Source organism: Rathayibacter rhapontici, from assembly GCF_001995175.1.
GTDB lineage: Bacteria > Actinomycetota > Actinomycetes > Actinomycetales > Microbacteriaceae > Rathayibacter.
In genome coordinates this window covers 1-24,772 of the sequence record NZ_MUKN01000022.1, presented here as the reverse complement: position 1 = coordinate 24,772, position 24,772 = coordinate 1, and the positions used below count along the sequence as shown (strand labels likewise).

Below are 24,772 nucleotides of genomic sequence, written 5' to 3'. Positions count from 1 at the left end.
AGGTCGCCCGGGTCAGCGGGCGGGCAGGCGGTCGGCGAGGATCCGCAGGACCTCGCTCGTGCCGCCGTCGATCTTGATCGCGGCGCGGCCGTCGCCCTTGGTCGTGCCGCGGTTGACGATGACGATCGGCATCTTGCCGCGGCGGGCGATCTCGAGGAAGCGGATGCCGGAGTTGACGACGAGCGAGGACCCGGCCACGAGCAGGGCGTCGGCGCCGGCGACGATGGCGCGCGCCTCCTGGAACCGCTCGGTGGGGATGAACTCGCCGAAGAAGACGATGTCGGGCTTGAGGATCCCGCCGCAGACGGTGCAGTCCGGCACGGTCATCGCCGAGACGTCGTGGACCTCGGCGTCGCCGTCGGGGTTGAGGGAGGAGACCCCCGGGTCGTCGAGCCAGGGGTTCGCCTCGGCGATCCTGTCGGCCACGGCGTCGCGGGCGAAGTACTGCCCGCAGGTCATGCAGCGGACGCGGTCGGCGGAGCCGTGCAGGTCGACGACGCGCCGCGACCCGGCGCGCACGTGCAGCCCGTCGACGTTCTGCGTGACGACCCCGCTCAGCACGCCCCGCTCCTCGAGGCGCGCCAGAGCGCGGTGCCCGTCGTTGGGGAGGGTGCTCGTGAAGCGCCGCCAGCCGATCTGGCTGCCGGCCCAGTAGCGCTTGCGGTAGTCGGGATCCGCGACGAACTGCGAGTACGTCATCGGGGTGCGCACCGGCGCGCCCGCTCCGCGGTAGTCCGGGATTCCGGAGTCGGTGCTGACGCCCGCGCCCGTGACGGCGGCGAGGCGCCGCCCGCTGAGGAGTTCGACGGCCTGCTCGATCGCGTCGGCTCGCGTGCCGTCCTCGACCGGTGTCGGACTCGACTCCATCCGCGCCTCCCGTCAGTGGGCCTCCGCGTGCGCGGCGGGCCCGTCTCGAAGTCTAGAGCGCCGCGGTGCCCGAGGGCTGTGAACAGGGGATCGCCGTCGCGTGCGCGGTATCCCGGTCGACAGGCTCTAGGGTGCCGGGATGCCGATCGTGCACATCGCGGACCTCGACCACCCCCTCCTCGCCGACTACCACCGGCTGACGGACGTCGCCCTGCGGCGGGTGCTGGAGCCGGAGGGCGGCCTCTACATCGCAGAGTCGGCCAAGGTCATCGGGCGGGCCCTCGACGCCGGGCACCGGCCGCGCTCGGTCCTCGTGCAGGAGAAGCGGCTGGGCGACGCGGCGGACGTGCTCGAGCGCTTCCCCGAGGTCCCGGTCTTCGTGGCGCCGGACGCGGTGATCGAGGAGCTGACCGGGTTCCACCTGCACCGCGGCGCGCTCGCCTCGATGCACCGGCCCGTGCTGCCCACCGTGACGGAGCTGCTCGCCGATGCGCGCCTCGTCGTGATCCTCGAGGACCTCGTCGACCACACCAACGTCGGCGCGGTGTTCCGCGCGGCCGCCGGGATGGGGGCGGACGCCGTCCTCGTGACGCCGCGGTGCGCGGATCCGCTGTACCGGCGCAGCGTCCGGGTCAGCATGGGCACGGTGCTGCAGGTGCCGTGGACCAGGACGCCGGAGTGGGGGCCGGCGCGGGAGGAGCTGCTCGCTTCGGGTTTCTCGATCGCGGCGCTCGCACTCGCCCCGGACGCGGTGCCGCTGGACGTCTACGCCGACCGCCGGCCGGAGCGCGTGGCGATCGTGCTCGGAGCCGAGGGGGACGGACTGAGCCGGGCGGCGCTCGACGCGGCGGACACCGTGGTCACGATCCCGATGCTGCACGGGGTCGACTCGCTCAACGTGGCCAGCGCCGGAGCCGTGGCGCTGTGGGCGCTGACGCGCGCGGCCGCATCCTCCCCGGATCGAGAGGGCGCCGCGCCTACGATGACGGAGTGAGCTCCCCGACGCGACCCGACGACTCGCCGATCGACGTGTTCGGGGCGGTCCTGCCGGAGCAGCCGGAGGATCCCGGCATCCCGCCCCGCCGCCGTCGCGGGGGCGCGATCATCGGGGGCGCGCTCGCCGTCGTCCTCGTCGTCGCGGGCGGTGCCTACTCCGCGACCGCGGCGAGCGCCGAGCTGCCCGCGGCGACCGCGCTCGTGGCGCAGACGCCCGGGGCGACGACCGACGCGCCGGTGCTCGCCTGGCCGGCGTACGGCTCGGGGGCGATCGGCGCCGTCGGGTTCGACGACGCGGAGCAGGACGGGGTGCTCGCGCGCTACGGATCCGACGATCCGGTTCCCACGGGGAGCATCGCGAAGGTCGTGACAGCGCTGGTGATCCTCGCCGAGCGTCCGATCCCCGACGGGAGCGACGGCGCGGACATCACCTTCACCGCTGCCGACGTCGGCTACTACGCCGAGTCGCTGGCCGAGAACGGCTCGGTCGCCCCCGTGTCGGCGGGCCTCGAGCTGACGCAGCGCGAGGCGCTGACGGTGCTGATGCTGCCCTCCGCCAACAACTACTCGAAGTCCCTCGCGATCTGGGCGTTCGGCTCGGAGGAGGCGTACCTCGCCGCCGCGCGCGCCTGGCTCGACGAGCAGGGACTGACCCGCACGGTCGTCACCGACACGAGCGGTCTCTCGCCCGACACCGTGAGCACGACCTCCGACATGGTGCGCCTGGGCGAGCTGCTCGTCGCCGATCCGGTGCTGGCGCCGATCGTCGCCCTGCCCCGTGCGGACGTCCCCGGGGTCGGCGTGGTGCAGAACACGAACACCCTGCTCGGGCGCGGGGGAGTGGACGGGATCAAGACGGGGACAACGGACGAGGCGGGATCGTGCCTCCTGTTCTCGGTGGACACCGTCGTCGAGGGCGAGCCGGTGACGCTCGTCGGCGTCGTGGTGGGTGCGCGGACGCATCCGCAGCTCGCCTCGGACATCCTGACTCTGCTGCCGAGCGTCGAGGCGGGGTTCCGCACGGTGCCGCTGACCACCGAGGGGCAGGACTTCGGCTCCTACACGAGCCTCTGGGGCGACTCCGTCGTGGCCGAGACGCCCGAGGCGCGGTCGGTGCTGACCTGGGGCGCCGTCACGACCTCGACGACGGTCGAGCTCGATCCGCTCGGCACGGTGGCCGACGGCGCGGACGTCGGCACCGCGACCGTGAGCGTCAACGGCACGCCCTACGAGCTGCCCCTCGTCGCCGACGGCTCGATCGGCGACCCGGGCTTCGGCTGGCGCGTCTCGCACCCGGCGGAGCTGCTCGGCTAGTCGCCCTCGACGACGATGCGGACGCCGGCGGTCGCGATGTCCGCGGCGACCTCCTCGGGCGTCGCGTTGCCCGGTGCCGCGGTGCCGGGCGCGGAGGGGGCGGGCTGCGCACGCTCGGAGTCCGCCCGGTAGGGCTCGGCGGACGGGCGCTTGGCCGTGATGAAGTCGCCCGAGGACTGGTGCCGCACGCGGCGCAGCACCCAGGGCACGAGGTACTCGCGCGCCCACTTCACGTCCTCGGTCCGCGCCGCACGCCAGGTCGGAGTGGGCAGCGGCTCCGGGGCGAGCGGGCGGAGCGAGTTCTCGACGGCGAGCGCCTCGAGCACCATGCGGGCGACCTCGTGGTGCCCGTGCGGGTTGAGGTGCAGGCGGTCGGGCGCCCACATCCGCACGTCCTGGATCTCCTGCAGCGACCACTGGTCGGCGACGATGCAGTCGTAGCGCTTGGCGAGCGCGCGCAGGTTCTCGTTGTAGATCGCGACCTTGCCGCGGATGCGCCCGAAGACCGGCGAGAAGCCGACGTCGACGCCGGTGAAGAGCACGACGGTCGCGTCGTCGGCCCGGAGCCGGGCCAGGCCCGACTCGAAGCGCGCCGCGATGTCGTCCGGGTCGGTGCCCGGGCGGATGACGTCGTTGCCGCCCGCCGAGATCGTGATGAGGTCCGGACGCAGCTCCAGCGCCGGCTCGACCTGCTCGTCGAGGATCTGCTGGAGGAGCTTCCCGCGGACGGCGAGGTTCGCGTAGGCGAAGTCGTCGACCTGGCTGCCGAGCACCTCGGCGACGCGGTCGGCCCATCCGCGGTGACCGCCGGGGCTGGCGGGCTCGGGATCGCCGATCCCCTCGGTGAACGAATCGCCCAGGGCGACGTAGCGGGACCACGGATGACGCTGCTCGACCATCCCTCCATTCTGCTCCGCGACGCGGCGAGCCGGATCCGTCGCGCGGACGATCGCGACACGCCCAGCACACGCCCGTCGCGGCGCCCGATCGCGCGGACCCGGCCCCCGCGTCGGTGGCGTCGGCTACCGTTGGCGCACGTGAACAGTCCCTCGAGCTTCGGTCATCAGGTCGGCACCTCCGCTGCGGAGCACCTGTCCCCGTCGTTCCCGGGACGCGCTCCGTGGGGCACGGCGAACAAGCTGCGCGCATGGCAGGCGGAGGCGCTCGAGGCGTACTTCCAGACCGAGCCGCGCGACTTCCTCGCCGCCGCGACGCCCGGAGCGGGCAAGACGACCTTCGCTCTCCGGCTCGCAGCCGAGCTCCTGCACAACCGCACCGTCGACCGCATCACGGTGGTCGCTCCGACCGAGCACCTCAAGCGGCAGTGGGCCGAGGCCGCGCACCGCGTCGGCATCCGCCTGGACCCCACGTTCACGAACCGGATGGGGCGGCACGCCCGGCACTACCACGGCGTCGCGGTGACCTACGCCCAGATCGCGGTGCGCCCGGAGCTCCACCGCGAGCTCACCCTCTCGGGGCGCTCGCTCGTGATCCTCGACGAGGTGCACCACGGCGGCGACGCGCTCAGCTGGGGCGACGCGATCCGCGAGGCCTTCGAGCCCGCCGTGCGCCGCCTGTCGCTGACCGGGACGCCGTTCCGCTCGGACACGGCACCGATCCCGTTCGTCAGCTACCTCCCGGACGAGGAGGGCATCCGCACCTCGCTGACCGACTACGCCTACGGCTACGGCCGCGCCCTGGCCGACGGCGTCGTCCGCCCGGTGCTCTTCATGGTCTACGCCGGCCAGATGCGCTGGAAGTCGAAGGCCGGCGACGAGATGGAGGCGCGGCTCGGCGAGGGCAACACCAAGGACATCACGTCGCAGGCGTGGCGCACGGCGCTGGACCCCAAGGGCGACTGGATCCCGTCGGTGCTGCGTGCCGCCAACACGCGCCTCAGCGAGGTGCGCCGCGCGATCCCCGACGCCGGCGGGCTGGTGATCGCGACCGACCACTACGCGGCCCGCGCATACGCCGCGATGCTGCGCGAGATCAGCGGCGAGCCCGTCACCGTCGTCCTCTCGGACGAGAAGGAGGCGAGCGACCGGATCGAGGAGTTCTCGAAGGACACCAGCCGGTGGATGGTCGCCGTGCGCATGGTGTCGGAGGGCGTGGACGTGCCGCGGCTGGCCGTGGGCGTCTACGCGACGTCGGCGTCGACTCCGCTGTTCTTCGCGCAGGCGATCGGCCGCTTCGTGCGGGCCCGGCGCCGCGGCGAGACCGCGTCGATCTTCCTCCCGAACGTGCCGGGCCTGCTCGCGCTGGCGAGCTCGATGGAGCAGCAGCGCGACCACGCGCTCGACCGCAGGAGCTCCGACGACGAGGAGTACCCCGAGGCCGACCTGATGGCCGACGCCGAGCGGCAGGAGAAGGCGTCCTCCGATCTGCTCGAGGAGGGGCGGTTCGAGTCGCTCGGCTCGGCGGCGACCTTCGACCGCGTCGTCTACGAGGGCGCCGAGTTCGGCATGGAGGTCGAGGTCGAGAGCGAGGAGGAGCTCGACTTCATCGGACTCCCGGGACTGCTCGAGCCGGACCAGGTGCGCGAGCTCCTGCAGCACCGCCAGCAGCGGCAGGCGAAGCGCGCGGGCACCCGTCCGGGTGCCGCGGCCGCACCGGAGGCGAAGGAGAGCGAGATCCCCGCGCCGCTCTACCGCACCCTGAAGGAGCAGCGGAGCCTCCTGAACTCGCTGGTCGGGCTGTGGGCGCGCAACACGGGGGAGACCCACGGCCAGGTGCACACCGAGCTGCGGCGGCTCTGCGGCGGGCCGGCCGTCGCCCAGGCCAGCGTCACCCAGCTGCAGGCCCGCATCGACCTGCTGCGGCGGAGGATCGGCTCGCACTGAGCGCGGCGGATCGCTAGCCGATCGGCCCGGCGCGGCGCCAGCCCCTCCGGCGCGATCGGCGCCGCCCGTACTGTTCCAGACGTGACCCCGCCGCTCCTCCCGATCGTCGCGCCGAGCCCGCTGCCGGCGTGCTCCCGTGCCGTCGAGGACGGCTGCCGGTGACCCCCGCCGACGAGGAGCTCCCGGGTTCGCCGGAGGAGCCCCTCGCTAAGGTGGGCAGTCGGTCCGTCGCGAAGGTGATGGACCATCACCCCCGACGTCGGGCATCCGCGGACCGAACGACGGCCTCATCCGGATCGCCCGAGACCACACCCCAGAGGAGTCTCGTGGAGACCTGGCCCGGAACCGCCTACCCCTTGGGCGCCACTTTCGACGGAAGCGGCACGAACTTCGCTCTCTTCAGCGAGGTCGCCGAGCGCGTCGAGCTCTGCCTGTTCGACGACGACGGCACCGAGACGCGCGTCGACGTGCTCGAGTCGGACGCCTACGTCTGGCACTGCTACCTGCCGCAGGTGCAGCCCGGCCAGAAGTACGGCTACCGCATCCACGGACCGTACGACCCGGCCGCGGGACAGCGCTGCAACCCGAACAAGCTCCTGCTCGACCCCTACGCGAAGGCCGTCTCGGGCGAGATCGACTGGGACCAGTCGCTCTTCTCGTACACCTTCGGCGACCCGGACTCGACGAACGACGAGGACTCGGCGCCGCACATGATGATGGGCGTCGTCATCAACCCGTTCTTCGACTGGGCCGGCGACCGCCGTCCGCGCATCTCGTACGACCGCACGGTCATCTACGAGGCGCACGTGAAGGGGCTCACGAAGAGCCACCCCGACATCCCGGAGGAGCTGCGCGGCACGTACGCGGGCGTCGCCCACCCCGCGGTCATCGCGCACCTCAAGCACCTGGGCATCACCGCGATCGAGCTCATGCCGGTGCACCAGTTCGTCAACGACTCGACCCTGATCGAGAAGGGCCTCTCGAACTACTGGGGCTACAACACGATCGGCTTCTTCGCTCCGCAGAACACCTACTCGTCCACGGGCGACCAGGGCCAGCAGGTCCAGGAGTTCAAGAGCATGGTCCGGGCGCTGCACGCGGCCGGCATCGAGGTCATCCTCGACGTGGTCTACAACCACACCGCCGAGGGGAACCACCTCGGCCCTTCGCTCTCGTTCCGCGGCATCGACAACGAGGCGTACTACCGCCTCGTCGACGACGACAAGCGCTACTACATGGACTACACCGGCACGGGGAACACCCTCACGTCCGGCACCCGCACTCGCTGCAGCTGATCATGGACTCGCTGCGCTACTGGGTGACCGAGATGCGCGTCGACGGCTTCCGCTTCGACCTCGCCTCGGCGCTCGCCCGCGAGTTCTACGACGTGGACCGGCTCTCGACCTTCTTCGAGCTCGTGCAGCAGGACCCGGTGGTCTCGCAGGTCAAGCTGATCGCCGAGCCGTGGGACGTCGGACCCGGCGGCTACCAGGTCGGCAACTTCCCTCCGCAGTGGACGGAGTGGAACGGCAAGTACCGCGACACGGTGAGGGACTTCTGGCGCGGTGAGCCGTCGACGCTGGGCGAGTTCGCCTCGCGCCTCACCGGCTCGGCCGACCTCTACGCCCGCTCCGGTCGACGCCCGGTCGCCTCGATCAACTTCGTGACGGCCCACGACGGCTTCACCCTGCGCGACCTCGTCTCGTACAACGAGAAGCACAACGACGCCAACGGCGAGAACGGCAACGACGGGGAGTCGCACAACCGCTCCTGGAACCACGGAGCCGAGGGCCCGACGGACGACCCGAAGGTCCTGGGTCTCCGCGCACGCCAGCAGCGCAACTTCCTCGCCACCATGCTCATCTCGCAGGGCGTGCCGATGATCCTGCACGGCGACGAGCTGGGCCGCTCGCAGAACGGCAACAACAACACCTACGCCCAGGACAGCGAGCTGACCTGGATCGACTGGTCCACCGCCGACCGCCCGCTGCTGGAGTTCACGGCCGCGCTGATCCGCCTGCGCGCCGAGCACCCCACGTTCCGCCGCGGCCGCTTCTTCGACGGCAGGCCCGTCGTCCGCGGCTCGGAGGAGCCCCTGCCCGACATCGTCTGGTTCAAGGCCGACGGCACCGAGATGTCGCCGGAGGACTGGGACTCGGGCCTGGGCCGCTCGGTGGGCATCTACCTCAACGGCAACGGGATCCGCGAGCGCGACGAGCGCGGCCTGCCCGTGACGGACGACAGCTTCCTGCTCTACTTCAACGCCGACGACGTCGACGTGGAGTTCGCGGTGCCCAGCGACGAGTACGCCGCGCTGTGGAGCGTGCTCGTGGACACCGCGGGCGCCGAGGCGGACTCGATCCCGCGCCCCGCCGGCGCGATGCTGACCGTCCAGGCCAAGTCGCTCGTGATCCTCCAGGAGCACAGCGCCCCGGAGCCGGAGGTGGACCACTCGGTGGCCGCGTCGCTCGCCTCCCTCGCGGCGACCTCCGCGATCCCGATCATCGCCTCGACCAGCCCCCACTCGGAGTCGACCGACTCCGCGACCGCCTCTTCGACAGGAGCCTGACGTGCGACTGCCCGCTTCGACCTACCGACTCCAGATCCGCTCCGGCTTCGATCTCGACGAGGCGGCGCAGGTCGCCGACTACGTGCGCTCCCTGGGCGCCGACTGGCTCTACTTCTCACCGCTGCTGACGGCCGAGCCCGGCTCCGACCACGGCTACGACGTCGTCGACCACTCGCAGGTCGACCCCGCCCGCGGCGGCGGCGAGGGTCTGGCCCACGCCTCCGCGGCGGCGAAGGCCGAGGGCCTGGGCGTGCTCATCGACATCGTGCCGAACCACATGGGCGTCGCGACGCCGAGCGAGAACTCGTGGTGGTGGGACCTCCTGAAGAACGGGACGTCCTCCCGCTACGCGTCCGCGTTCGACATCGACTGGGAGGCGGGCGGCGGGAAGCTGCGCGTGCCGATCCTGGGCGACGGTGCGAGCGAGGGCGACAGCGACAGCGAGCTCGACGCGCTCGAGGTCGTAGGCGACGAGCTGCACTACTACGAGAACCGCCTGCCGATCGCTCCCGGGACCGCTCAGCCGGGCGACTCCGGGCGCACGGTGCACTCGCGGCAGAGCTACGAGCTGGTCAACTGGCGGCGCGCGGACGCCGAGCTGAACTACCGCCGCTTCTTCGCGGTGAACACCCTCGCGGCCATCACGGTCGAGCGCCCCGAGGTGTTCGACGCCTCGCACGCCGAGATCGTGCGCTGGTTCACAGAGGGGCTCGCCGACGGCCTCCGGGTCGACCACCCGGACGGACTCGCCGACCCGGGCGGCTACCTCGACGACCTCGCCCGCGCCATCGGCGGGGCGCCGGTCTGGGTCGAGAAGATCCTCGAGGGCGACGAGGCGCTGCCCGCGCACTGGGCGACCGTCGGGACCACCGGCTACGACGCCCTCGCCGACATCGACCGGATCCTCGTGGACCCGGAGTCGCGGAGCGTGCTCGAAGGACTGGACGCCGAGCTCGGCCACGGCGGATCGCCGGTCGTCTGGGCGGATCTGATCCACGACACGAAGCGCGGCATCGCCGACGGGATCCTCCGCTCCGAGGTGCTCCGCCTCGCGCGGCTGATCCCCTCGGTGGACGGGGCCGACGACGCTCTCGCCGAGCTGCTCGCGACCTTCCCGGTCTACCGCAGCTACCTCCCCTACGGCGCCGAGCACCTCGAGCACGCCCGCCTCGACGCGGTGCGGCGCCGCCCCGAGATCGCCGACACGATCGACCGGGTCGCCGCGCTGCTCGGCGAGACCGGCACCGCCGTCTCCGTCCGGTTCCAGCAGACCTCCGGCATGGTGATGGCGAAGGGCGTCGAGGACACGGCGTTCTACCGCTACAGCCGGCTCACCTCGCTCAACGAGGTCGGGGCCGATCCGGACGAGTTCGCGATCGATCTGGAGGAGTTCCACCGCCGCCAGGGCGTGCGGCAGTCCTCGTTCCCCGCTTCGCTGACCACCCTCTCGACGCACGACACGAAGCGCGGCGAGGACACCCGGGCCCGGATCACGGCTCTGGCGGAGGAGCCCGAGGTCTGGGCCGACACGCTGCGCTCCCTGCACTCGCTCGTCGGCTTCGGCGACGGACCCGTCGAGCACCTGCTCTGGGAGGCGATCGTCGGATCGTGGCCCGCGTCGCGGGAGCGGCTGCACGCGTACGCCGAGAAGGCGTCCCGCGAAGCCGGCAGCTCGACGAAGTGGACCGCGCCCGACGAGGCGTTCGAGGAGCGGATGCACGCCGCCGTGGACGCCGCCTTCGACGACTCCCGTGTGCGGAGCCTGATCGAGGAGACCGTCGCCCGGGTGAAGGGGATCGGCTGGTCGAACAGCCTCTCGGCCAAGCTCGTGCAGCTGACCGCCCCCGGGATCCCGGACGTCTACCAGGGCAGCGAGCTGTGGGAGACCTCCCTCGTGGACCCCGACAACCGCCGTCCGGTCGACTTCGCCGAGCGCCGCGCGCTGCTCGAGCGGATCGACGGCGGCTGGCTGCCTCCGATCGACGAGGAAGGGGCTGCCAAGCTGCTCGTCACCTCGCGCGCGCTGCGGCTGCGCCGCGACCGGCCGGAGCTGTTCACCCGCTACGCACCGGTCTCGGCGATCGGCGAGGCGGCCGAGCACGCCGTCGCCTTCGACCGCGGCGGCGCCCTGACGGTCGCGACGCGGCTCCCGCACCGGCTGGCCGAGGCCGGCGGCTGGGGCGGCACCGTCATCGTGCTGCCGGGCCACCCGGTCGAGGACCTGCTCACCGGGCGGACCTTCGCCGGCGGAGTCACCCCCGTCGCGGAGATCCTCGGCGGCGGCCTCCCCGTCGCCCTGCTCGTCCCGGTCGTCTGACCGATCGGCCGGGTCCTCCGGGCCCGGCCGGCTCCGTTCCCGCTCGCACGACACCGTCAGGAGATCACCGTGATCAGCACGACTCCCTACCGCTACGCCCTCGCCGCCTCCGGATCCGACCGCTTCGACGTCTGGGCGCCGGCGGCCTCCGCCGTCGAGCTGGTGCTCGGCGGCGGCGACGCCGTTCCGATGACCCCGACGGGTTCGGAGGGGTGGTGGCGCGTCTCCGGCTCCGTCCCCTCGGGCGAGGTCGACTACGGCTACCGCGTCGACGGCTCGGGACCCTTCCCGGACCCGCGTTCGCGCCGTCAGCCCGAGGGCGTGCACGAGCTGTCGCGCACCTTCGACCCGAGCGCGCACACCTGGCAGGACGGAGCCTGGACCGGGCGCCAGCTGGCCGGCGCGGTGATCTACGAGCTGCACATCGGCACCTTCACGCCGGAGGGCACGCTGGACGCCGCCGCCGGGAAGCTCGACCACCTGCGCTCGCTGGGGGTCGACTTCATCGAGATCCTGCCGGTGAACGCGGTGAACGGCACGCACAACTGGGGCTACGACGGAGTGCTCTGGTACGCCGTGCACGAGCCGTACGGCGGGCCGGAGGCGTACCAGCGCTTCGTCGACGCGGCGCACCGCGCCGGCATGGGGATCGTGCAGGACGTGGTCTACAACCACCTCGGCCCGAGCGGGAACTACCTGCCGGAGTTCGGTCCGTACCTCAAGAACGAGAAGGCCAACACCTGGGGCAGCTCGGTGAACCTCGACGGCGAGGGGTCGGACGTCGTCCGGGGCTACATCATCGACAACGCCCTGATGTGGCTGCGCGACTACCACGTCGACGCGCTGCGCCTGGACGCGGTCCACGCCCTCTCGGACGACGCGCGGTGCACGTGCTCGAGGAGATGGCATCGGAGGTCGCGGTGCTCTCTGCTCACGTCGGCCGACCGCTCACCCTGATCGCCGAGTCCGACCTCAACGACCCGACGCTGATCACTCCGCGCGAGGCGGGCGGCTACGGACTCGACGCGCAGTGGAGCGACGACTTCCACCACGCGGTCCACGTCGCGCTGACCGGGGAGACGACCGGGTACTACGAGGACTTCGCACCGCTCGGCGCTCTCGAGAAGGTGCTCACGCGCGGGTTCTTCCACGACGGCACGCTCTCGACGTTCCGCGGGCGTCACCACGGTCGTCCGATCGACACCGAGCGGATGCCCGCCTGGCGCCTCGTGGTCTGCAGCCAGAACCACGATCAGATCGGCAACCGCGCCATCGGCGACCGCCTGACGGCCACGCTCGACGAGGGGCGGCTGGCGATCGCCGCGGCGCTGACCCTGCTCGGCCCGTTCACTCCCATGCTCTTCATGGGCGAGGAGTGGGCCGCGTCCACCCCGTGGCAGTTCTTCACCTCGCACCCCGAGAAGGACCTGGGCGAGGCGACGGCGAAGGGCCGGATCGAGGAGTTCGCGAAGATGGGCTGGGACCCGGAGGTCGTGCCCGACCCGCAGGACCCCGAGACCTTCACCCGCTCGCGCCTGGACTGGTCGGAGGCGGAGGAGGGGCGCCACGCCCGGATCCTCGGCGTGTACCGGGAGCTCGCGGCGCTGCGCCGCCGCTTCCCCGAGCTGACCGATCCGCGCTTCGGCTCGCTGGTCGTCGAGTTCGACGAGGAGCAGCGCTGGCTGACGCTCGGACGCGGTCGGGTGACCATCGCCATCAACGTGGGCGAGACGGCGGCCCGGGTGCCCCTGCCCGAGGTGGCGGAGTCGCTGCTGGGCGTCGGCGAGTACGCCGTGCAGCCCGGTGACACCGAGGTCGACCTCGGCGCCTCGTCGCTGCTGATCACGCTCACGACCACGGACTGACTCCGACCGCTCGGAGAGGGACGGCTCGCCTCGGCGGGTCGTCCCTCCGTCGTTCGCCCCGGTGGTCTCTGGACGGTCCGGTTCCCGGTCGGTCCGGTTCCCGGTCAGCGGATCGACGCCGTGTACTCGGTCTCGGCGACGACGCGCACGCCCTCGTCGTGCACGAGCAGGAGCGCGCGCAGGGGGATCGCGCGGCGGTGGCACGCCGCGGCCAGGTAGCGGGCGAGCACCCGATCGGTCTCGCCGAGGAAGGCGCGGCCGGGCCGTTCGAGTGCGAAGGCGAGCGAGCCGACCTCGTGGTGGGCGACGGCCTTGGCGAGCGTGGCGACGATCCGCTCGGTGCGCTCCTCGTCGGGATGCACGGGCAGCCCGTCGACGGGGTAGAGGATCGGCAGCTGGAACCCGGCCCGGTCGAGCAGGATCGGCCAGAGGGCTCGCCGGTAGGCGGGGCCGATGAGGGAGGTGACGCGCTCGCGCAGATCGCGGTCGTCGAGCAGCGGCGCGTCCAGGTGCGGGAGCGGACCGGCGGAGTGGGTGGTCGTCATGGGATCGCTTTCTCGTGGAGCGCGCGGTCGCGGGAGCGGTCGCCGCCGGGTGGCCGTGGTCATCGGAAGTTGCGGGAGGTCGTGCGGGCGCCGACCGAGAGGGGTTCGAAGCGGTCGGCGAGGAGGTTGGTGACGCCCTCCGCGGAGCGCTCGAGGACGCCCCGCACGAGCAGGGCGGGCGCCTCGCGGGCGATCCGCCGGTAGCGGTTCCATACTCCGACCGAGCAGATCACGTTGAGGATCCCGTGCTCGTCCTCGAGGTTCATGAAGGTCACTCCGCCGGCTGTGGAGGGACGTTGGCGGTGGATCACCACGCCGGCCACCTCGATCCGGGTCCCGGAGGAGGTGCCCGGCAGATCGGCCGTGGACCGCGCGCCGCGCGCTCGGAGATCGTCGCGCAGGTGCCGGAGCGGGTGGTCGTCGGGGGAGATCCCGGTGGCCCAGAAGTCGAAGAGACGCGCTCCTGCGCCGAGAGCATCGGCAGCAGCGGCGGCTGCACGGCGACGACGGATCCGGGCAGGAACTCCTCGCGGTCGGCGGCGGCGGTGCCCGCCTCCCACAGCGCCTGGCGGCGGTCGAGCCCGAGGGAGTCGAAGGCACCCGCGGCGCCGAGCGCCTCGAGCTGGGTCGCGTTCAGCCCGACCCGACGCGAGAGGTCCGACATGCTCGCGTAGGCGCCGCCGCGCTCGCGCTCGGCCACGATGTGCTGGGCGAGGGCGTCACCGATGCCCTTCACCCCCGAGAGCCCGAGGCGGATCACGAAGCCCGCGTCGCGCCGGTGGTCGTCGGTGTGGAAGTGCGCGGTGCGGTCGAAGAGACCGGTCGGCGGCTGGTGGACGGCGAGGCACTCCTCGCTCCCGTACCCGGCCCCACCCCGGCGCCGGGGAGGCGCATCCTGTGCGGCCTCGAGCCCGGGGTGGGGCAGCGAGCGGTTGACGTCGGGGGACTCGACGCGCACCCCGTGCCTGCGCGCGTCGGCCACGAGGGTGTGCGGGGCGTAGAAGCCCATCGGCTGGGCGCGCAGCAGCGCCGCGGTGAACGCCGCCGGGTAGTGCAGCCGCAGCCACGCGCTCGCGTAGACCAGCAGGGCGAAGCTGATCGCGTGGCTCTCGGCGAAGCCGAAGTTGGCGAAGGCCTGGATCCGGGTGTAGATGTCGTCGGCGACCTCGCCCGTGATGCCGTTGCGCGCCATGCCCTGGTAGAGCCGCTCGCGCAGCGTCTCGATCTTCTCCGTCCCCCTCTTGGAGCCCATCGCGCGCCGGAGGAGATCGGCGTCCTCGGCGTTGCAGTCGCCGACCGCGACCGCGACCTGCATCAGCTGCTCCTGGAACAGCGGGACGCCCAGGGTCCGCTTGAGCGGGGTGACGAGCAGGGGATGCTGGTAGGTGACCGGCTCCTCGCCGAGCTTGCGGCGGATGTAGGGGTGCACCGCGCCTCCCTGGATGGGGCCCGGCCGGATCAGCGCGACCTCGATCACCAGGTCGTAGAAGCGGCGCGGCTGCAGGCGCGGCAGGGTGCCCATCTGGGCGCGGCTCTCGACCTGGAACACGCCGATGGAGTCGGCGCGGCAGAGCTGGTCGTAGACGCCCTTCTCCTCTCGCGGGATCGTGGAGAGGTCCCACTGCTCGCCGACGTGCTCGGCGACGAGGTCGAAGGTGTACTGCAGGGCGGCGAGCATCCCGAGCCCGAGCAGGTCGAACTTCACCAGGCCCATCCAGGCGCAGTCGTCCTTGTCCCACTGCAGGACGGTCCGCTTCTCCATCCGCGCCGGCTCGATCGGGCAGACCTCGCCCACGGGGCGGTCGGTGAGGACCATGCCGCCGGAGTGGATGCCGAGGTGCCGGGGTGCACCGAGGACGCGGGTGGCCAGGGCGACGACGTCGTCGGGGATGTCGTGGTCGGTGCTCTCGGTGATGGCCCCCCAGGCCTCGACCTGCTTCGACCAGCCGTCCTGCTGCCCGGGACTGTAGCCGAGGGCCTTCGCCATGTCGCGGACCGCGAACTTGGGCCGGTAGGTGATCACGTTGGCCACCTGTGCGGCGTTCAGGCGCCCGTACTTCTCGTAGACGTGCTGGATCACCTCCTCGCGCCGCTCCGAGTCGAAGTCGACGTCGATGTCGGGCTCCTCGTCGCGGATGCTCGAGAGGAACCGCTCGAACGGGAGGTCGTAGAAGATCGAGTCGACCGCGGTGATGCCCAGCACGTAGCAGACGGCCGAGTTGGCGGCGGATCCCCGGCCCTGGCAGAGGATCCCCTGCCCCTTGGCGAAGTGCACGATGTCGTGCACGATCAGGAAGTAGCCGGGGAAGTCCTTCGCCTCGATGACCGCCAGCTCCTTCTCGAGCCGCTCGAGCACGTCGGAGTCGGCGCCCGGGTACTTCTGCGGGACGGCCCGGTGCACGAGCTCGCGGAGCCAGCTCATGGGGGTGTGCCCCTCCGGGACGTCCTGGCGGGGGAGACGGGGGCGGACCTTCCCCAGTTCGAAGGCGATCTCGTCCGCGACGCGGACGGTGTTCTCGACCGAGCCGGGATAGCGCGCGAACCTCTCGGCCATCTCGGCTCCGGAGCGCAGGTGGGCGCCCGCCGCCGCCGGGAGCCAGCCGTCCATCTCCTCGAGGCTGCGCCGGGCGCGGACGGCGGAGAGCGCGGTCTGCAGGGGGCGGTCCTCGGGTCGGGCGTAGTGCACGTTCCCGGTGGCCACGACCCGCAGCCGCAGCCGCTCGGCGACGACCGCCAGGCTGTCGTTGTGCAGGGAGGCGAGCGGATCTCCGTGGTCGTAGAGCTCGACGAGCACGTTCGCCGCTCCGAAGAGGCGCACGAGCTCGCGCACCTCGGCCTCGGCCGCCGCCTCGCCCTCGGCGACCAGCGCCTGGCGCACCGCGCCCTTGCGGCAGCCGGTGAGCACGATCCAGTGCCCGTCCGCCGCGCGGGCGAGCTCCTCGAGGTCGTAGCTCGGCTTGCCCTTCTCGGCCCCGGCGAGCTGGGCGGTGGTCAGGGCGCGGGCGAGCCGGTGGTAGCCCTCCTCGCGGCGGGCGAGGACGAGCAGGTGCGAGCCCTCGGGATCGGCGATCCCGTTCTGCGGGGTGCGGAGTCCGAGCGAGAGCTCGGCCCCGAAGGCGGTCCTGACGGGATGGCCCTGCGCGGCCTCGGCCATCCGGACGATCCCGTAGAGGCCGTCGTGGTCGGTCAGGGCGAGGGTGTCGATGCCCAGGCGCACGGCCTCCTCGACCATCTGCTCCGGACGGTTGGCGCCGTCGAGGAAGCTAAAGTTGGAGTGCGCGTGCAGCTCGGCGTAGGGCACCGTGAGCTCGGGGGAGCGCACGTCGTCGCCCGCGGAGTAGGCCGGCCGCTTGTGCGACCAGGCCGGGCTGTCCCCTCCGTCGCCCCGGACCTCCGTGCCATCGGCCCGGCGGCCGGTGGAGAGGCGCCGTTCGAACTCCGACCAGGGGATCGGCGGGTTGTTCCAGCCCATGCGGGGCTCCTTCGTGATCGTGATCGACGTGCGGGAGGGGGAGGGGCGGGGTCAGTCGTACCGGGCCTCGGCGGCCCACTCCCCGTCCCGGCAGACCAGGAGCCAGGCGGTCCCGGCCGAGTCGACCACCTGGAAGCGGTCGTAGCGGGTGGCGGTCCTCGCGTCCCACCAGCGCTCGTCGACGGGCCACGGCCCCGCCCAGCCGGCCACCGGTTCGAGGCGGGCCTGCGAGGTGCCGGGCGTGAAGTAGGCGGGGACGGAGACGAGGGACCCGCGGTCGTCCACCGACACCGGCTCCCCGCGCGGACCCCGCACGAGTGCCGCCACCGGCTCGGTGAACACCGTGGGCGGGTGGGGCGGCGGGAGCGATCCGGGCCACGGCAGTCCCTTCGGCCGGGCGTCGCCCGGTTCGCGGTCGCCCCACGGGACGAGGTGCTGCCGATCGCGGAGCGCGCGGCCGCCGCCGATCGACGCGGTCACGACGGCCTCGTGCCCGAGCATGCTCTGCACCCTGCTGAGCCCGTGGTGGACCCGCTCCTCGGGGGCGGTGCCCCAGAGGCCCTGCTCGTGGTTCCCGATCGCGTCCACCGCCTCCGGCTCCACGGTGATGCGCGCGATCGGGGAGCGCAGGCCCGCGTCGATCGCCCCGCTGCCCTGCAGCTGCCAGCGCACGCGGTCGAGCACGTCGCCCGGGGTGAACCAGCGCGGATGCAGCCAGCTGCGCGAGGAGAGCTCGCCGCGATCGCTGGTGACGTCGATGCGGATCGCGGTGGCCACCAGCTGCGCCCGGGTGAGACCCGCGACGAACTCCTCCGCGGGGATCCGGAAGGCGAAGGCGGCCTGGTCGATCCGGTCGAGCGGGGGCTCGAACTCGAGCGACCGGTCGAGCCGCTCGGGGGGCAGGCGCGGCACGACCGCCTCGGTCTCGGCTCCGCGGGCCAGGAGGTGGGACCGGGCCCCGTCCGGTCCGAACCGGGCGGCGACGTCCTCGGCCGGCAGTGCGGCGAACGCGCCGAGCGTCCGCACGCCCAGCCGGCGCAGCAGGGTCACCAGATCCTCACCGCGGACCGGCTTCGAGCGCGTCGTGGCGGCTCCGACAGCCTCGGTGCCGAGCGCCTCGAGGGGGAGCGGCGCGAGGAACTGCGCGGTCGTCCCCGCGGGCACGATCGCGACCTCCTCGCCCGAGTGCTTGGCGGCGAGCTCGGAGGCGAAGAGCCCGTCGGCGATGCCGATGCGGGCCCGATCGACCCCGAGCTCGGCCAGCCGTCGCAGCACCGCCTCGGCCGCGGACCGCTCGCTCCCGTAGTACCGGCGGGGGCCCCTGGCGCGGATCGCGCAGAGACCGGGCCGGATCAGCTGCACACCCGGGGTGATCTCCTCCAGCGCCTGCACGAGCGGCTCGAACGCCCGGTGGTCGAGCACCGGGTCGTAGGGCAGCACGGTGAGCCCGGTGCAGCGCGACTGCGCCTCGCGGATCCGCATGCCGCGTCGCACCCCCTCGGCGCGCGCGGTCGGGGAGCAGGCGAAGACGCGACTCTTCTCGGTGAGCGCCAGCGGCGCCTCCGCGGGCAGGCCGGCGTCGCCCGCCGCGGCGAGCAGCGGCCAGTCCGGGCACCACACGAGGATCGTGCGGCGCAGCTCGGGTGCGGTCGCCACCTCACACCGCCCGTTCGCGCAGGCGGGAGTGCTCGTGGTGCACTCCGAAGGCCTGATCGGCTCCCGGCATGCTCATCCGCACGGTTCGCACGCGGGTCCCCGCGCGCCCGACGACGTCGACGAGGGCCTCCCGGGAGCGCAGATACCCGTGGCCGGCCCCCAGCCCCTCCCAACGGCTGCTGCGGATGCTGAGCCGCGCCTCGGCCTGCGGCCACTCGCCGAGCACGACGAGCGCCGCTCCGCGCTGACGGAGCCGGGCGCCGAGCCGGGAGACGTCGGCCGAGGAGACGGAGGCGGGCGGCCGGGTCAGCACGACGGTGAGGACGTCGACGAGCGCGGCCGTGACTGTGAGCCAGTGCTCCGCCGGAGCGGGCACGAGCACCAGCCGCTCGAGATCGATCCCGATGCCCGCCGCCGCCTCGGCGCCGAACTCGGGCACGCCGACGACCCCGCACCACGACCCCTCGGAGGACGGGCCCGCGAGCAGCCCCATCGCGAGGCCGAGGGACCCCTCGACCGAGTAGGCGGCGCCCTGCTTCAGCGCGCCTCCCGGCAGCACCGAGGCGAACGCCGGCAGCGTCGCCAGGCTCTTCGTCTCGAGCGTGGTGGCCTGCATGTCGCGGATCCGCGACTGCAGCTCCTTCACCGACGCGAGCTGGCGCAGCAGCGGCTCCGCAGCCTCGGCCGTCCCCTCGGAGAGGGTGGGGGAGGAGGCTGTCATCTGCCCATATTCGAACATGTGTTCGAGTATGTCAATCGCCACCGACATCCCCGCTGCGGTCCTCGGAGACTACGTCAGAGCACCGTCATCGCAGCCCTGGGGAGGAGCCTCCACCCGTCCCGGACCGCTGCTCCGCCGCGCCGATCCGCAGTCCGTGCCCGAAGCGGAACAGCGGATCCGCGGTGTCGAACGGCACGTCGGGCCGCCGCGCGGAGGCCGCCGCCATCGAGCGCGGCAGGTCCATCGGCAGCCTCCCCCGGGGAGCCGACCCGCCGACCAGCACGTCCAGCACCGCCTCGTCCGACGCCCCGAACTCGGCGAGCAGCGCCGCGGTCGATCCCACGAACGGAGTCAGGACGGCCGGCCGGTCCAGGAACACGACGACGATCGTCGGCACCCGCCCCGCGACGTCCAGCACGTGCGCGACCACCTCGTCCGGGAACTCCAGCGACCCCGCGTGGAAGAAGCCCTCGAACGCCGTCGTCCGCTGCTCGAAGGGCGCCTGCATGCGGATCACGGCGAGCTCCGCCTCTCCCGGCGACTCCACCACCTCGCCGTATCCGGTGGCAGCCTCGGGGGAGACGCCCTCGACGTACAGCCGCACGCCGCGCCGCACCGGCAGGACGTCGTCGTGCGCGAGCACCGTGACGGCCGCCCGCTGGGCGTCCTCGCCCGCCGCGCGGAACTCCGCCGACCCGACCACCTCCTCCGCCCGGACCGGGTCGACCGAGCGCGCGTCGAAGAGCCCCAGCACGAACTTCTCCCGCAGCAGCCGTCGCACCGAGACGTCCAGGCGCTCCTCCTCGACCACCCCGTCGCGCACCAGGCCGACGAGCACCTCCGGGATCGCCTCGCCGCCGAACTGGTCGCGCCCGCGTCCAGCGCCTTCGCCATCCGCTCCGGCACGGTGAGGTGCTCGACGCCCCACGCGCGGGCCGGGTGCCGGTCGCCGAGGATGTCGGCGTCCGTGAGCAGCCCCCAGTCGGTGCAGACGACGCCGTCGAAGCCGAACCGCTCCCGCAGCAGCCCCGTGATCACCGAGCGGTTGAAGCCGAAGCCGACCTCCTCGTGCTCGGTGCCGACCGGCATCCCGTAGTAGGGCATGATCTGGCTCGTCCCGGCCTCGAACGCCTTCTCGAACGGCCGCAGGTGGTACTCGGCGTTGCCGCCCGGGTACACCTGCTCGCGTCCGTAGGCGAAGTGCGGATCCTCGCCGTCCTTCTGCGGTCCGCCGCCCGGGAAGTGCTTCGTCATCGTCGCGACCGACTCGGGGCCGAGCTCGGCGCCCTGGAACCCGCGGATGTAGGCCGCGCCCAGTCGCCCCGTGAGGTCGGCGTCCTCGCCGAACGTGCCGACCTGCCGCGCCCAGCGCGACTCCGTCGCCAGGTCGATCTGCGGATGCAGCGCCACCCGCAGTCCGACGGCGAGGTACTCCCGCCGCGCGATGTCGCCGAAGCGCTCGACGAGGCCCTCGTCCCCGATCGCCCCCAGTCCCAGCGGCTCCGGCCACTGCGAGAACGCCGCGGAGGACGAGCCCGTGCCGGGGTTGTCGGTGAAGGAGTGGCGCGGATCGGTGGACACGGTCACCGGGATCCCCAAGCGCGTCGAGGCCGCGAGCTCCTGCAGCCGGTTGTGCCACTCGGCGATCTCGCGCGCCGACGCCTGCGTGCCGCCGAGGAGGTTGAAGTGGGTCATCCTCCGCTCGAGCACCATCTCGGAGGTGGAGGGGAGTCCGAAGGCCTCGTCCGCTCCGGCGAGCGCCCCGCTCTCGCCCAGCACGATCATCGTCTGGAAGAGCAGGCCCGCCTTCTCCTCGAGGGTCATCTGCCCGAGCAGGATCCGCACCCGCTCCTTTACGGGCCGGAGCGGATCGAGGTAGCGGCGGTCCACGGGGGAGCCGGTGGGCGGGGAGGCTGACGACACTGTCACGGGAGGTCCTTCCGACGGAGAGCCCTCATCGGCTCCTCCGGGCACGCTACCCGATTACCGACCGCCGCTCGGTAATCGGGGAGGGAGTGCTCAGCTCTACCATGGGGGCCATGCCCGACGCACTGCCCGACTCCGCCGCCGCTCCCTCCTCCGACACGGCGATCGCACCGCGCAGGCGGACCCTCGTGGTCAAGATGGGCTCGAGCTCGGTCACCAAGCAGTCCGGACCCGACCCCGTGCTGCTGGCCGGCGCCCTCGAGAGCGCCTTCACGGCCCGCGACCTCGGCTGGGACGTCGTCCTCGTCTCCTCCGGCGCCGTCTCCTCCGGCCGCGCCCTCTTCGCCCGCTCGCAGGACGAGCCGATCAGCTCGAGGCTCGCCGCCGCGGTCGGCCAGACCGTGCTGATGGGCTTCTACCGCTCGGTCGCCGAGCTGTCCGGGTCCCTGGTCGCCCAGATCCTGATCGGCGAGTCCGATCTGGCCTCGCCGCGGCAGATGTCGCACGTGGCCGAGGCGATCCGCCACGCGCTCGACGCCGGAGTGGTCCCGATCGTGAACGGCAACGACACGATCGACTCCGAGGGCTCCGACAACGACGGGGTCGCCGGCGGCCTCGCGATGCTCCTGGGCGCCGATCTCCTCCTGCTCCTCACCGACGTCCCCGGCGTCTTCGCCGGCAGCATCGCCGAGGGCGTGCACCTCGACGAGCTGGGCATCGCCGAGCTGCGCGGCATCGGCGTGCAGAAGGGCGGCACCGGCCGCGGAGGCATCCGCTCGAAGCTGAAGGCGGCCGAGCTCGCCGCGCACAACGGGGTCTCGACGAGGATCGCCGGCGCGCGGACCCCCGAGGTCATCCTGCGCGCCCTCGAGAGCCCCGGCCCCGGCACGCTCGTCCGTGCGGTGCACGCGCACCCCGCGGTGGAGCAGCGCTGGATCTCGGGCGTCGCCACGGCGCGCGGCCGGGTCGAGATCAACCTCGAGGCCGAGCGGAGCGTCCACTCCGGATCGAGCCTCTTCGCCTCCGGGATCAAGCGGGTGTCGGGGGAGTTCACGGGCGGCGACGTCATCGAGGTGCGCGCTCTGAGCGGCGAGCTGCTGGCCCGCGGAGTGACGCGCGTCTCCTCCCGCCTGCTCACGCTCGTGCGGGCCCTGCGCGTCGACGAGATCGCCCGCGTGTTCGTGGCCGTCCTGGCGCACGCCGCGGCCAGCGGAGTGGAGGCGCGGCCGGCCGACGGCGAGCGCCCCCAGCTCGCCCGCGCCCTCGAGTACGCCCGAGCGCTGTCGTTCGAGCACGCCAGGGCCGTGGCGATGGAGATCGTCGGGCTGTTCCCCGCCGAGAGCATCTCGGCCCTGCTGGGCCAGGGCGCGGAGGAGGGGGAGCTCGTCGAGCGCTACACCCGCCTCGTCCGCACCCTCGCCATCGTCGAGAACCAGCACCTTTCGGTCTTCCGGGACTGATCCGGAGGCGACGCTTCGCGCCACGCCTGACCTCGATTCCGCGCCACCGCGTCATGGGACGGCCCCTGCCGTGTCTCCCTGGTGACGGCGCCGATTCCGGGCGCCCCGAAGGATCGGACCACCATGAGCGCGACCACCTCGCCCCTGACCACCGCCTCCGACGAGCGGATCACCGTCGAGGGCTTCGAATCCGAGCGTCTGGCTCGGCGCCTCGAGCTGCTCGAGCAGTCGATCGCCGACGGCGAGCGAGCCCTCCGCGGAGCGACCGACCCCGTCTCGGGACGCCTCGTCCCGCCGGCCCGGGGCGGGTACCGCGAGCAGATCCTCAGCAATCTCGCCGTCGAGCGCGCCCTCGCCGACACGATCAGGAGGGCGCTCGCGTCCCGCCGGTGACGCGGCAGCACGGCGCAGGGGCGCGGCGGAGGCGGATGGGGCACCATGAGGGCATGGTCACCCTCACCGTCGCCGGCACCGCGCAGCACTTCCACCCCGCCGAGCGCGGGACGGTCCGCCTCGAGATCCGCCGCGAATCGCGGTCGCGCTCGGCGGTGCTCGCCGAGGTCTCGTCGCTGCACGCCACCGTCCGCGACCAGGCCCGCGCCGAGCAGCAGTCGGGGGCGGCGACGTGGTGGTCGGCCGACCAGGTGTCGGTCTCGACCGTCCGCCGCTTCCTCAAGGACTCGGACGTGGCCGAGGTCTTCCACGTCGCCGCGGCGAGCGTGCGGGTCAAGTACCGGGACTTCGACGCCCTCGGCCGCTGGGTGTCGACGGTGTCCGGGCTGCCCGGCGTCGTCGTCGCGGGAGTGGAGTGGGACCTGACGGCCGCCCGGCGGGCGAGCGTGGAGCGCGACGTGCGCGTGGCGGCGTCCGCGACGCGCAGGAGCGGGCCGCCGCGTACGCCTCCGCCCTGGGACTCGGCCAGCCCCGCGTGCTCACCCTGTTCGAGCCGGGCCTGCGCCCGCACACCTCGGGCGCGGGCGGCGGCTACGGAACGATGAGCCGCGCCGCCGCCTTCGGCTCCCAGGAGGAACCCCTCGCCCTGAAGCCCGAGGACATCGAGATCGCCGCCTCGATCTCGGCCGACTTCGAAGCGCAGTGAGATCCGGCCCGGGGGAATACCGCGCCGTCCGCCGGCGCTGAAGCACGCATGGTCTCGCGCATCGGCTTCCTCTCCTTCGGCCACTACCAGTCCGTGCCGGGGTCGATGACCCACACTGCCCGCGACGTGCTCCTCCAGACCATCGAGCTCGCCGAGGCCGCGGAGGAGATCGGGCTCGACGGCGCCTACGTCCGCGTGCACCACTTCGCCCCGCAGCTCGCCTCGCCCTTCCCGCTGCTGGCCGCCATCGCCGCGCGCACCCGCCGCATCGAGATCGGCACGGGCGTGATCGACATGCGCTACGAGAACCCGCTCTACATGGCCGAGGAGGCGGCGGCCACCGACCTCATCTCGGGCGGCAGGCTCGAGCTCGGCGTGAGCCGGGGATCGCCGGAGACCGCTCTGCGGGGCTCCGAGGCGTTCGGCTTCGTGCCCCCGGAGGGCATGACCGACGCCGACCTGGCCCGGCACAAGGTGCAGCTCTTCCGCGAGGCGCTCTCCGGTTCGCCGGTGGCGCAGTCCGATCCGGCGATGACGCGCCAGTCGCTCCCGCTCGCGATCGAGCCGCGCTCTCCCGGGCTCGAGGACCGCATCTGGTGGGGCGCCGGCAGCTTCGCCACGGCGCGCTGGGCCGCCGAGCAGGGCATGAACCTGCAGTCCTCGACCCTCCTGCTCGAGGAGGAGGGCATCCCCTTCGACGAGCTCCAGGCGCGGCAGATCCGCGAGTACCGCTCCGCCTGGGCCGAGGCCGGCTGGCAGCGCGAGCCGCGCGTCTCGGTGTCGCGCAGCGTCCTGCCGATCACGAGCGAGCTCGACCGCCTCTACTTCGGCGGCCGCGGGGGAGCGGACCAGGTCGCGTCCCTCGAGGGCGTGCCCGCCCGCTTCGGCCGCAGCTACACCGGCGAGCCCGACCTCATCGCCTCCGAGCTGGCCGCGGACGCGGCGGTGCAGGAGGCGGACACCCTCCTGCTCACCGTCCCGAACCAGCTGGGCGTCGAGTACAACGCGCGGCTCCTGCAGACCATCGCCGAGTCGGTGGCGCCCGTGCTGGGCTGGACGTCCGCGCGCGCGGCCGCCGTCTGAGTCCGATGCCGGGAGAGCGCGCCGCCGCGACCGTCGTCG

General features: G+C 72.9%; 12 protein-coding genes and 5 pseudogenes. 10 read left to right on the top strand and 7 right to left on the bottom strand.

All coding sequences use genetic code 11. The annotated features are described in order from the left end of the window. Positions 1-12: 12 nt before the first annotated feature. Entirely contained in the window at positions 13-867 is an 855-nt protein-coding gene (locus tag B0T42_RS08750) for a Sir2 family NAD-dependent protein deacetylase (RefSeq protein WP_077222818.1), read from the bottom strand. Between the two features lie 139 nt (positions 868-1,006). Here B0T42_RS08750 and B0T42_RS08745 point away from each other — a divergent pair, with 139 nt between their 5' ends. Both B0T42_RS08745 and B0T42_RS08740 read left to right on the top strand, forming a co-directional pair. Continuing rightward, positions 1,007-1,861 carry a TrmH family RNA methyltransferase gene (locus B0T42_RS08745; RefSeq protein WP_077222817.1) on the top strand — a complete coding sequence of 285 codons (855 nt, stop codon included), beginning with the start codon at positions 1,007-1,009 and terminating at the stop codon, positions 1,859-1,861. After that, positions 1,858-3,177, top strand: coding sequence for a D-alanyl-D-alanine carboxypeptidase family protein (locus B0T42_RS08740; RefSeq protein WP_139344462.1), 1,320 nt, complete (start codon positions 1,858-1,860; stop codon positions 3,175-3,177). Before B0T42_RS08745 ends, B0T42_RS08740 begins: the two co-directional genes overlap by 4 nt. On the opposite strand, the gene B0T42_RS08735 is transcribed toward B0T42_RS08740, so the two are convergent. Then, the gene (locus B0T42_RS08735; RefSeq protein ID WP_077222847.1) at positions 3,174-4,076 is read right to left on the bottom strand and encodes an SGNH/GDSL hydrolase family protein; all 903 of its coding nucleotides are present in this window, start codon (positions 4,074-4,076) and stop codon (positions 3,174-3,176) included. The genes B0T42_RS08740 and B0T42_RS08735 overlap by 4 nt on opposite strands. Before the next feature lie 138 nt (positions 4,077-4,214). Here B0T42_RS08735 and B0T42_RS08730 point away from each other — a divergent pair, with 138 nt between their 5' ends. The 4 genes and pseudogenes from B0T42_RS08730 to treZ all read left to right on the top strand — a co-directional run bounded on the left by B0T42_RS08730 (position 4,215) and on the right by treZ (position 12,771). Continuing rightward, positions 4,215-6,020: a DEAD/DEAH box helicase gene (locus B0T42_RS08730; RefSeq protein WP_236720190.1), complete on the top strand. Its 1,806-nt coding sequence runs from the start codon at positions 4,215-4,217 to the stop codon at positions 6,018-6,020. Between the two features lie 326 nt (positions 6,021-6,346). Beyond that, positions 6,347-8,589, top strand: a pseudogene (gene glgX / locus B0T42_RS08725) (glycogen debranching protein GlgX). A gap of 1 nt (position 8,590) precedes the next feature. Further along, positions 8,591-10,906 (top strand): malto-oligosyltrehalose synthase, encoded by a 2,316-nt coding sequence (gene treY / locus B0T42_RS08720; protein WP_077222814.1) that lies wholly within the window; start codon positions 8,591-8,593, stop codon positions 10,904-10,906. A 69-nt stretch (positions 10,907-10,975) separates the two neighbouring features. Continuing rightward, positions 10,976-12,771: pseudogene (gene treZ, locus B0T42_RS08715) on the top strand (malto-oligosyltrehalose trehalohydrolase). 104 nt (positions 12,772-12,875) lie between these two features. Here treZ and B0T42_RS08710 read toward each other — a convergent pair. The 5 genes and pseudogenes from B0T42_RS08710 to B0T42_RS08690 all read right to left on the bottom strand — a co-directional run bounded on the left by B0T42_RS08710 (position 12,876) and on the right by B0T42_RS08690 (position 21,094). Next, positions 12,876-13,316: a hypothetical protein gene (locus tag B0T42_RS08710; protein WP_077222813.1), complete on the bottom strand. Its 441-nt coding sequence runs from the start codon at positions 13,314-13,316 to the stop codon at positions 12,876-12,878. Between the two features lie 59 nt (positions 13,317-13,375). After that, a pseudogene (locus B0T42_RS08705) lies at positions 13,376-16,788 on the bottom strand (error-prone DNA polymerase). A gap of 51 nt (positions 16,789-16,839) precedes the next feature. Continuing rightward, entirely contained in the window at positions 16,840-18,444 is a 1,605-nt protein-coding gene (locus B0T42_RS08700; RefSeq protein ID WP_201788513.1) for a DNA polymerase Y family protein, read from the bottom strand. Position 18,445: 1 nt separating this feature from the next. Next, the gene (locus tag B0T42_RS08695; RefSeq protein WP_077222812.1) at positions 18,446-19,165 is read right to left on the bottom strand and encodes a hypothetical protein; all 720 of its coding nucleotides are present in this window, start codon (positions 19,163-19,165) and stop codon (positions 18,446-18,448) included. A gap of 85 nt (positions 19,166-19,250) precedes the next feature. After that, positions 19,251-21,094 (bottom strand): annotated as a pseudogene (locus tag B0T42_RS08690) (glycoside hydrolase family 3 protein). Positions 21,095-21,204: 110 nt separating this feature from the next. On the opposite strand from B0T42_RS08690, the gene proB reads away from it, so the two are divergent. The 4 genes and pseudogenes from proB to B0T42_RS08670 all read left to right on the top strand — a co-directional run bounded on the left by proB (position 21,205) and on the right by B0T42_RS08670 (position 24,733). Further along, positions 21,205-22,551 carry a glutamate 5-kinase gene (gene proB / locus B0T42_RS08685; RefSeq protein WP_158078083.1) on the top strand — a complete coding sequence of 449 codons (1,347 nt, stop codon included), beginning with the start codon at positions 21,205-21,207 and terminating at the stop codon, positions 22,549-22,551. Between the two features lie 123 nt (positions 22,552-22,674). Continuing rightward, positions 22,675-22,944, top strand: a complete 270-nt coding sequence (locus B0T42_RS19500) for a hypothetical protein (protein WP_077222810.1) — start codon at positions 22,675-22,677, stop codon at positions 22,942-22,944. 35 nt (positions 22,945-22,979) lie between these two features. After that, positions 22,980-23,650: pseudogene (locus B0T42_RS22665) on the top strand (SIMPL domain-containing protein). Between the two features lie 48 nt (positions 23,651-23,698). Beyond that, complete coding sequence (locus B0T42_RS08670; RefSeq protein ID WP_077222808.1) at positions 23,699-24,733, top strand: LLM class flavin-dependent oxidoreductase; 1,035 nt, start codon at positions 23,699-23,701, stop codon at positions 24,731-24,733. Positions 24,734-24,772 lie beyond the last annotated feature (39 nt).

Coding starts and splice junctions, on each gene's coding strand:
- B0T42_RS08670 (WP_077222808.1), top strand. CDS start 23,699: ATGGTCTCGCGCATCGGCTTCCTCTCCTTCGGCCACTACCAGTCCGTG.
- B0T42_RS08710 (WP_077222813.1), bottom strand. CDS start 13,316: ATGACGACCACCCACTCCGCCGGTCCGCTCCCGCACCTGGACGCGCCG.
- B0T42_RS08735 (WP_077222847.1), bottom strand. CDS start 4,076: ATGGTCGAGCAGCGTCATCCGTGGTCCCGCTACGTCGCCCTGGGCGAT.
- proB (WP_158078083.1), top strand. CDS start 21,205: ATGCCCGACGCACTGCCCGACTCCGCCGCCGCTCCCTCCTCCGACACG.
- B0T42_RS08695 (WP_077222812.1), bottom strand. CDS start 19,165: ATGACAGCCTCCTCCCCCACCCTCTCCGAGGGGACGGCCGAGGCTGCG.
- B0T42_RS19500 (WP_077222810.1), top strand. CDS start 22,675: ATGAGCGCGACCACCTCGCCCCTGACCACCGCCTCCGACGAGCGGATC.
- B0T42_RS08750 (WP_077222818.1), bottom strand. CDS start 867: ATGGAGTCGAGTCCGACACCGGTCGAGGACGGCACGCGAGCCGACGCG.
- B0T42_RS08745 (WP_077222817.1), top strand. CDS start 1,007: ATGCCGATCGTGCACATCGCGGACCTCGACCACCCCCTCCTCGCCGAC.